Raw genomic sequence first — 8,395 nt, 5'->3', positions numbered from 1 at the left:
CGACACGGTGGGCGCGTTCGGCGACGTGGGTGAACGACTCTCCACCCGGCGGGGCGACCCGGGGTGAGGCGAGCCAGGCGTCCATCTCCCCCGGCCAGCCCTCGCGCACCTCGGCGAAGGTGCGCCCCTCCCACTGGCCGAAGTCGCACTCGATCAGGTCGTCCTCGGTGCGCACCGGCACGTCACCGAGCGCCCCGGCGATGGCCGCCGCGGTGGCCGTACAGCGGGACAGTGGTGAGCTGAGCACGGCCGCGACGGTCGGGGCCAGCGCGGCCACCCGGGTGGCGGTCTCGCGGACCTGGGCGCGGCCCTTCTCGGAGAGGGGCACGTCGCCGCGACCGGAGTAGCGGCGCTGCTCGGTGTACTCGGTCTCGCCGTGCCGGACCAGGATCAGCCGGGTGGCGGTGAAGGTCGGCCGGGGCTCCCAGGACGCCGGGGCGGTCGCCGGGTCACTGCCGACGACCGGGGCTGCGGCACCCGTCGATGTGGGTCGACCTGCGGCGGCGTCCATGGCGGCGTTGGCGAGCGCGTCGGCGTGCCGGTTCTGGTCGCGGGGGATCCAGGTGAACCGGACCGCGGCGAAGCGGCCTACCAGCCCGGCCGCCTGGGCGGCGAGGGGCCGCAGACCGGGGTGCTTGATCTGCCACCGGCCGCACATCTGCTCGACGACGAGCTTGGAGTCCATCCGAACGTCCACCTCGGCGGCGCCCAGCTCGGCGGCGGCGGTCAGCCCGGCGATCAGGCCCTGGTACTCGGCGACGTTGTTGGTCGCCGTGCCGAGTGACTCGGAGCGCTCGGCCAGCACCTCACCGGTCTCCGAGTCACGGACCACAGCGCCGTAGCCGGCGGGGCCGGGATTGCCCCGGGACCCGCCGTCGGCTTCGACGGTGACCACGCGCGGCGCCACGACCTACAGGCCCGACTCGTTGGTGCGGACCATGATCCGTCGGCAGTCCTCGCAGCGGACCACGTCGTCGGGGGCGGCCCCGCGGATCCGGGCCAGGTCCGCACCGGACAGCTCCAACCGGCACCCGCCGCAGCGGCCCGCGGTGAGCAGCGCGGCACCCAGCCCGGTGTCCTCGCGGATCTTGTCGTAGAGCTTGACCAGGTCGGCCGGGAGGTCGGACGCGAGCGGCTGACGGGCCCCCCGCTTGAACTCCTCATCCTTGGCGATCTCGGCCATCGCCTCGTCGCGGCGCTGCTCGGTCGCGGCCCGCTTGTCGCGGGCGTCGGCCAACCGCTGCTCCACCCCGTCGAGGACGCCCTGCGCGGTCTCCCGCTGCTCCATCAGCTCCAGCTCGGCGTCCTCCAGGTCGCCCTGGCGGCGGTTGAGCGAGACCAGCTCGTGCTGGAGCGCCTCCAACTCGCGGGCGGGGCCGGTGCCGGCGGCGAGCCGGTTCTCGTCCTTCTCCTTGCGGGCCCGGACCTGCTCGACGTCCTTCTCCATCCGGGCGATGTCCCGGTCCAGGTCGTCGACCGCCACCTGGGCGCGGACCCGCTCGTCCTCCAACGCCGACAACTCCCGGGCCAGCGCTTCCAGCTCGGCCCGCTCGGGCAGCGACCGCCGACGGTGGGCGAGCTGGGCGAGGTTGGTGTCGATCGCCTGGAGGTCGAGCAGGCGGCGCTGCACCTGAGGGTCAGCCTTCACGGTCGGGGCTCCTTGTCGTCCACAACGGGTGCGGCGGCGTGCACTGTCCACGGGTCGGTATCCAGGTCGGACACCAGCGTCTCGACGCCCAACGACTCCCGGAGGAGGTCGGCCAGGTCGTCCAGCCACGGTCGTTCGGTCGCCCAGTGGGCGGCGTCGATCAGGGCGGGACCATCGGCGGCGAGGTGCTCGCCGGCCGGGTGGTGCCGCAGGTCGGCGGTGAGGAATGCGTCCACCCCGGCGGCGGTCGCGGCGCCGAGGAAACTGTCCCCCGACCCGCCGCTGACGGCGAGGGTACGAACCATACGCTGGGGATCGCCCGCAGCGCGAACTCCCCAGGACGTGACGGGAAGCACGGCGGCGGCGTGCCGGGTCAGCTCGGCGAGGGTCATCGGCTGGGGCAGCTCGCCGATCCGACCGAAGCCCCGGTCGTCGCCGTGGGCGGGCGAGCCGGGCGCGGGTCGCAGCAGTGGCCGCAGCCCGGTCAGCCCGAACCGGGCGGCGAGGGCGTCGGAGACGCCGGGGGCGGCCACGTCGGCGTTGGTGTGCGCCGCGTAGAGCGCCACCCCGGCCCGGATCAGGTCGTGGATGATCCGCCCCTTGAAGGTCGTCGGAGCGACCGACGAGACGCCGCGCAGCAGCAGCGGGTGATGCGAGACGATCATGTCGACGTCGGCGGCCAGCGCCTCGGCGACCGTCTCGGGCACCACGTCGACCACACAGAGCACCCGGCGCACCGGCGCGGACGGCTCGCCGAGCACGAGGCCCACCCGGTCCCACTCCTCGGCCCAGGCCGGCGGGAAACGCCGCTCCAGCTCGGCCACCACGTCGGTCACCGTCGGCGCGGATCCGCTTGTGCTCACGGCGGGCCAGCTTACCGGCGCGAGGGCCGTCGGGCGGTGACGCCCGCCCGGCCGCGTCGGCCTGAAGCGCTGGGCCGCGCCGGCCAGCCCTCCTGAAAGGCGGTCCCTAGGCGGCGTTCGCGGCGACGGTGTGCAGCGCGGCCAGCGGCTTCGCCCACGGGAAGGCGGACAGGTGCTGCTCCCCCGTTCCCGGCGGGTGCAACGCGACCACGTGATCACCGAAGAGCACAGTGACACCCCACTCGGCCAGCCGGGCCACCCCGGCCCGGAACGCCGGGTGGGCGGCCATCGCCACATTGGTGTACGGCACGGCCACGATCGGGATGCCCTTGCCCTGCGCCTCGACCAGCAGGCCCAGCGCGAGGGTGTCGGCGATCCCGGCCGCCCACTTGTTGACGGTGTTGACGGTGGCCGGGCAGACGATCATGGCGTCGGCGGGCGGCAGCACGTCCGGGTCACCGGGGTTCTTGTAGTGCGTCCGCACCGGATGCCCGGTCTGCCGAACGAGTGCCGACTGGTCGACGAACTTCGCGCCGTCCGGCGTGGTGACCACGCAGACGTCCCAACCATCCTGTTGGGCGAGGTCGACCAGAAGGCCGACGTGCCGTGCCAGCGGCGAGCCGCAGGCGATGACGTAGAGCACCTCGCGGTGCCCGCTGGTACGCGGTAGACCGGCCATCAAACCGGCTCCGCGCTCATACCCCTACTCCCATGTGCTCAGCCAACTCCGCTACCGGAGAAGGCGGCGCACCACGTGTGCGACGAAGGACGTCCGACATCACCTCGTGCGCGATCGGCCGGCAGCGGATCTCCGACGGGGCGAGCCGATCGCCGAGCAGCAGCATCTCGCCGGCGTTCGCCACGTCGCCCATCTGGGCGTACCCGCGGGCGATGTCGAGCAGGTGGTGGGCGCGGCGTTCGGGCAGCAACGCGTTGAAGGAGGGCTCCGCGATGCGCAGCTGGTGCACCTCCACGGCCCGCCCACCGTCGCCCAACTCGACGGCGGCGGCGGCCCGGTGCAACTCGACATTCGTCGGACCGAACGACGTCCAGTAGTGGTTGTAGTCGCCACCGAGCAGGGTGGCGGCCTCCTGCGCGCAGTTGATCAGGTCGTCGACGCTCGCCGTGTCGCCGATCCGCGACGCGGCCATCGCGCCCTGGAGCAGCAGCATCCCGTAGACGGAGAGCCGGGCCGGGGACACCTCGTTGCCGCCGCCCGGGGCCAACCGGTTGGCGATCTGGACGTTCAGCTCCAGCGCCGGCCGGGCCCGACCCATCGCGACCAGAGCGTTGCAGACCCGGGTGGTGGCGATCCCCGCCAGCAGCGGGTCGTCGGCGCGCTGGGCCACCGCCATCGACCGGTCGGCTGCCAGCCAGGAGAGCTCACACTCACCGAGTTTGCGCAGCACCGACGAGGCGATCTGGTAGACCTGCCCGAGCAGATGGGCCGCCTCGACGGCCCGGTCCCCGCCGTACGCGGCGTCGGCCGCCTGTGCGTCGCGCAGCAGCTTGGGCAGCGCCCGGGTGAGCATCCCGTAGCGCCCGTACTGATAGGTGAGCCAGGCGTGGTTGACGGCCTTGCGCATGTCGTCCAGCGGCGGCGGAGAGGGCACCGCGTCGAAGTACGCGCTCATCGAGTCGTAGCGCTCCAACGCCGCCCGGATCTCCTGCACCTCGATCTGGTCGATGCAGTTCAGCGCGTCGGTGCGGCGCTCCGGGTCCTTGCCCATGAGGAGTTGGACGTCCACCTGGAGGATGTCGGCGATCTCGTACAGGACGGAGAACTTGTCCAACCGGCGGACGCCGCGTTCGACCTTGTCCACCCAGCTCTTCGACTTGCCCAGTCGGTCCGCGAAGACCTGCTGCGACATCTTCCGCCGTCCGCGCCAGTAGGCGACCCGCCGTCCAATGGGTAGCTCGTCCATCTCCCCATCCTCCCCTGCGCGACGACCGATCGAGCCGAAGCTATCTACACGGGCGCGGCGGCCTTCATTCACTTTCACGTTTCCGCTGGTCGCACAGGATGTACGTCAGCCGGACAGCCAGTCCTCGTACTTTTCGTGCAAGTTGCACGAGCCGTTCGTCAACCTCAACGATCGTGGGTTACGGCAGTGACGGTGCTCGACATGGGACCTGGCGAACGCCGGGCCCGACGAGGGGAGATGGCACACATGTGGGGGAATGTCGGACCGCGCGTCGCCGAACTGTCGCCGCTGGAACGGGTCCGGCTGCGCCGGGTCGCCATGCGGTACGCCGCACATGGCTGGCAGGTCACCCCGGGGGCCTGTCTGGCCCGCAGCCGCTTCGTCTGCGGCCGGGCCGGCTGCCCCACAGTGGGCTGTCACCCCGCCCTGGAGAACTGGGAACTGGCCGCCAGCGCCGACCCGGCCCGGGTGGCGACCTGGTGGCGGAACCGCCCGCACGGGGTGCTGCTGCCCACCGGCCGAGCCTTCGACGTGTTGGAGGTGCCCGCCCACCTGGGTCGGCTCGTCCTCGACGCGGTGCAGATCCACCCCGCCGGCACCGGCGTACGCGGGCCGGTGCTGGCCACGCCCACCGGACGCTGGATGTTCCTGGTCCGCCCCGGCGACCCCCTGCGGCCGGAGCTGGAGCATTGCTTCCACGTCGTCCGGCACGGACCGGGCTCGTGGATCCCCGCGCCGCCCACCCGGCTGCCCGAGGGCACGGTCCGCTGGGCGGTCGCCCCCGAGCAGGCCCGCTGGCAACTCCCGGACTCGTACCTCGTGCAGAACACCTTGATCGGGGCGCTGCGCGCCACAGGGGTGACGCTCGCCCCCGACCTGATACCCGGTCACCTGCCGCTGCCCCGACGAGGAATGTGAAGAAAGGCCCCGTCCGACGATTCCATCCGGTGCCCGACAGCGTCGCCGGGGCACCGGTCCTCGTTGACAGGGGGACGGCGCGAACGCGCGCCACGATCGGGGGAAAGATGTCCACGCACGACAGAGCGTCCCATCCCGGTGGCACCGAACCACCCCGGCGCAGCCACCGACGACACCGCTGGGCCGGCACCCGACCGTCCGGCTCGCGCCCCGGCCGTCCCCGCCCCACCGGGTCCCGCCCCGCCGGCACCCACCGCCCGATCCGTTAGTCCGTCAGCGGGATGCTGGCGGAGTAGTACTGACGGCCGTCGTCGGTGACGACGGCGTGGGTGTGGTCGTCCAAGCGGTCCAGCCAGCCGCGACCCGCCGCCCCCATGGCCAGGGCGGCGGTGGCGTACGCGTCGGCCACCCCGAGGTCGGTGCCGACCACTGTCACCGAGCGCAGCCCGCTGGCCGGAGCGCCACGGCGTGGATCCAGCACGTGCCGACCCCGCTCGTAGACCCCCGAGGTGGCCACGGCCAGATCGGTCCCGCTGAGCACCAGGCACGTCGCCATCGCGTCCCACGGGTGCCGGATGCCGATCCGCCACGGCTCCCCCGACGGCGACAAACCGCGTACGCGCACGTCGCCACCGGCGTTCACGCAGTGGTTCAGAGCACCGGCGGCGAGCAGCCGATCCGAGGCGACCTGCGCCGCCCAGCCCTTCACGAAACCGGACGGGTCCAGCCGCCCGGTGGCGTACGCGTCGAAGAACCCGTCGGTGGTGCCCCACAGGTCGGCGCAGGCCTCCAGCACGAACCGCAGGTCCGCCGACGCCTCGGAGAGCAGCACCTCACCCCGATCGAAGCGGCACACCTCGCTGTCCGGCTTGTACGTGCTGAACCGGGTGTCCACCTCGCGCATCCAGGCGAAGACGTCATCCGCCAGCTCACGCGCCCGCGCGGGCGGCAGGTCGTCGGCGAGGTCCAGTGTGATCGCCGTACCCATGATCTGCTCGACCCGGCAGAGCCCCGGTCGGGTCAGCGCGGCCGGCACCTCAGAACGCCTGCTCGATAGCGGACCGCAGCGACTGCTTGTAGGAGTTGCTGGTCTCGGTGGCACCGGAGACGGTGTTGAGGTTCGCGTTCTGCTTGCGCACCACCTCGCCGCCGCTGCCGTCGTACGCGCTGCTGACGTCGCCGCTGTGGATGTCGGATTCACCCCCGCTGGGCAGCGACAGCGCGACGGCATCGACGATCCGGTTGCCGGAGACCACGATCTGCACCTGCACGTACCCGTACTCGTTGTCGAAGCCGGCGCCGGTGACCCGGCGGTTGGTCGACTGGGGTGGCTTGGTGGTGCGCGGCGCGCTGGGTGCCTTGGTGGTCTTGGTGCCCGACGGGCGGGCGGTGGTCTTGCCGGGCTTGGGCGACACCGGCGCGTCGGCGCTCTTCGACGGGGTGGGCCCGCCCTCGGCCGGATCGGTGCCCGGCGCGGCCGGGTCGGCGCTCGGGTCGACGCCCTTCCCGGCGGGGTCGACCGGCTGGGCGGTGGGCAGGTTCTGGGCGACCTGGTTGGTGGCCGGGGAACCCTTGAAGACCACCAGCGCGGTGGTGCTGGCGGCGAGGCCGGTGATCGCGAGGAACGCGCGACGCATGGGGGTGCCCTTCCTACAGCTCGAACGTGGCCAGGTGGATCTGCCGTCGCGGCACGCCGGCGCGGCGCAGCGCCCGCACCGACTGTTCCACCAACCCGGGCGGCCCGCACAGGTAGACGTCGCGCCGGGCCACGTCGGGCACCAGTTGACGCAACCCGTCCGGGCTCATCAGTTGACGCGGGCCGGGGTCGTCGCGGGAGCCGATGACGTACCAGACGGAGGTGTCCCGCTCCTGGGCCAGCCAGTCCAGCTCGCGGCTGAGCAGCACGTCGGCCGGAGTACGGGCCCGGTAGATCAGGGCGGCACCCGGGGGCAGTTCCTCCAACATCGCCCGGATCGGCGTGATGCCACTGCCGCCGGCGATGAGCAGCGCTCGCTCCCGAACCCGGTGCGCGGCGGTGAAGGTGCCGGACGGGCCCTGTGCCCAGACCCGGGTGCCCTGCTCCAGGTCGCGCAGCTCCGCGGTGTGCGTGCCGACGACCTTGACGGTGAGCCGCAGCCAGCGACCGTTCGCGGCGGCGGAGACGGAGAACGGGTGCGACTGCCACCAGCAACCCCGGGTGAGGAAGCGCCAGCGGAAGTACTGGCCGCCGAGCATCGCCAGCCGCCCCAGACGCTCACCGGTGAGGTAGATGGAGATGGTGTCCGGGCTCTCCGCGACGACGTCGGCGACCCGCAGCTTGTACCGCAGGTTGAACGCCAGCGGCGCGATCACCCGACCCCAGAGCAGGGCGGCGACCACCAGCAGGTAGAGCGCGATCCAGCCGGTGCGTACCGGACCGGGCTTGTACAACTGCGCGCCGTGAGTGAACTGGTGGCCGAAGCCGAGCAGCAGGACCAGGTAGCTGGACAGGTGCAGCGCGTGCCACATCTCGTAGGGCAACGCGCGGCGGATCGCCCGGACGCTGCTGAAGCCGACCAGCATCATGATGCCGGTGGCGACGAACGCCGAGACCATGTCCTCGTAGTCGCCGAGCAGCGTGCCGACCTCGGCGAGGATCGACTGGTTCCGCAGGTCCGCGTAGCCGACGAGGATCAGCGACATGTGCGCCAGCACGGCGACCAGCAGGGTTGCCCCGACGTCGCGGTGCCAGCGGGCCATCTGCTCGCCGCCGATCCACCGTTCCAGCACCGGCAGCCGGCTCATCATCAGCACCTGCACCAGCAGCAGGTAGCCGGCGATCAGACCGGTGATCCGACCGGCGGCCGTGACGGTGGCGGCGGTGCTCCGCAACGAACCGGTGGGGGTGCCCAGCCACCACGGCAGCACGCTGGCGACCAAACCGACCAGGAGCAGCACGCCCAGCAGCCGCCGGCCGCCGGGACCGCGCCGGTCCGGGATCTGCGGGGGTCGAGCACCCCGGTGTCGACAAGGTGGCCTTCACCGGCTCCACCGACGTCGGT

At 72.4% G+C, this 8,395-nt stretch carries 9 protein-coding genes; 1 reads left to right on the top strand and 8 read right to left on the bottom strand.

The features are described from left to right. From ACWCO3_RS27270 to ACWCO3_RS27250, 5 genes are all read right to left on the bottom strand, one after another. Nucleotides 1-907 (bottom strand): bifunctional RNase H/acid phosphatase (locus ACWCO3_RS27270; RefSeq protein ID WP_450012743.1); only part of this gene is annotated, 907 nt, incomplete at its 3' end. Between the two features lie 3 nt (nt 908-910). After that, complete coding sequence (locus ACWCO3_RS27265) at nt 911-1,648, bottom strand: zinc ribbon domain-containing protein (protein ID WP_145779576.1); 738 nt, start codon at nt 1,646-1,648, stop codon at nt 911-913. Then, entirely contained in the window at nt 1,645-2,475 is an 831-nt protein-coding gene (locus tag ACWCO3_RS27260; protein WP_208745134.1) for a Nif3-like dinuclear metal center hexameric protein, read from the bottom strand. Before ACWCO3_RS27260 ends, ACWCO3_RS27265 begins: the two co-directional genes overlap by 4 nt. A gap of 142 nt (nt 2,476-2,617) precedes the next feature. Continuing rightward, on the bottom strand, nt 2,618-3,190 hold the full coding sequence (locus tag ACWCO3_RS27255; RefSeq protein ID WP_357936374.1) for a flavoprotein: 573 nt from the start codon (nt 3,188-3,190) through the stop codon (nt 2,618-2,620). A gap of 16 nt (nt 3,191-3,206) precedes the next feature. Next, nucleotides 3,207-4,436 carry a helix-turn-helix domain-containing protein gene (locus ACWCO3_RS27250; RefSeq protein ID WP_145779573.1) on the bottom strand — a complete coding sequence of 410 codons (1,230 nt, stop codon included), beginning with the start codon at nt 4,434-4,436 and terminating at the stop codon, nt 3,207-3,209. A gap of 246 nt (nt 4,437-4,682) precedes the next feature. On the opposite strand from ACWCO3_RS27250, the gene ACWCO3_RS27245 reads away from it, so the two are divergent. After that, nucleotides 4,683-5,354, top strand: coding sequence for a bifunctional DNA primase/polymerase (locus ACWCO3_RS27245; protein WP_145785505.1), 672 nt, complete (start codon nt 4,683-4,685; stop codon nt 5,352-5,354). A gap of 265 nt (nt 5,355-5,619) precedes the next feature. On the opposite strand, the gene ACWCO3_RS27240 is transcribed toward ACWCO3_RS27245, so the two are convergent. The 3 genes from ACWCO3_RS27240 to ACWCO3_RS27230 are packed head-to-tail and all read right to left on the bottom strand — an operon-like array spanning nt 5,620 to nt 8,291. After that, nucleotides 5,620-6,342 (bottom strand): FAD:protein FMN transferase, encoded by a 723-nt coding sequence (locus tag ACWCO3_RS27240; protein WP_145785504.1) that lies wholly within the window; start codon nt 6,340-6,342, stop codon nt 5,620-5,622. 49 nt (nt 6,343-6,391) lie between these two features. Further along, nucleotides 6,392-6,991: an FMN-binding protein gene (locus ACWCO3_RS27235; protein WP_145779572.1), complete on the bottom strand. Its 600-nt coding sequence runs from the start codon at nt 6,989-6,991 to the stop codon at nt 6,392-6,394. A 13-nt stretch (nt 6,992-7,004) separates the two neighbouring features. Beyond that, nucleotides 7,005-8,291: a ferredoxin reductase family protein gene (locus ACWCO3_RS27230; protein ID WP_450012740.1), complete on the bottom strand. Its 1,287-nt coding sequence runs from the start codon at nt 8,289-8,291 to the stop codon at nt 7,005-7,007. Between the last annotated feature and the right edge of the window lie 104 nt (nt 8,292-8,395).

Source organism: Micromonospora sp. NPDC002411, from assembly GCF_053592955.1.
This window is presented reverse-complemented; position numbering and strand designations above follow the sequence as displayed.

Coding starts and splice junctions, on each gene's coding strand:
- ACWCO3_RS27255 (WP_357936374.1), bottom strand. CDS start 3,190: ATGGCCGGTCTACCGCGTACCAGCGGGCACCGCGAGGTGCTCTACGTC.
- ACWCO3_RS27250 (WP_145779573.1), bottom strand. CDS start 4,436: ATGGACGAGCTACCCATTGGACGGCGGGTCGCCTACTGGCGCGGACGG.
- ACWCO3_RS27245 (WP_145785505.1), top strand. CDS start 4,683: ATGTGGGGGAATGTCGGACCGCGCGTCGCCGAACTGTCGCCGCTGGAA.
- ACWCO3_RS27240 (WP_145785504.1), bottom strand. CDS start 6,342: ATGGGTACGGCGATCACACTGGACCTCGCCGACGACCTGCCGCCCGCG.
- ACWCO3_RS27235 (WP_145779572.1), bottom strand. CDS start 6,991: ATGCGTCGCGCGTTCCTCGCGATCACCGGCCTCGCCGCCAGCACCACC.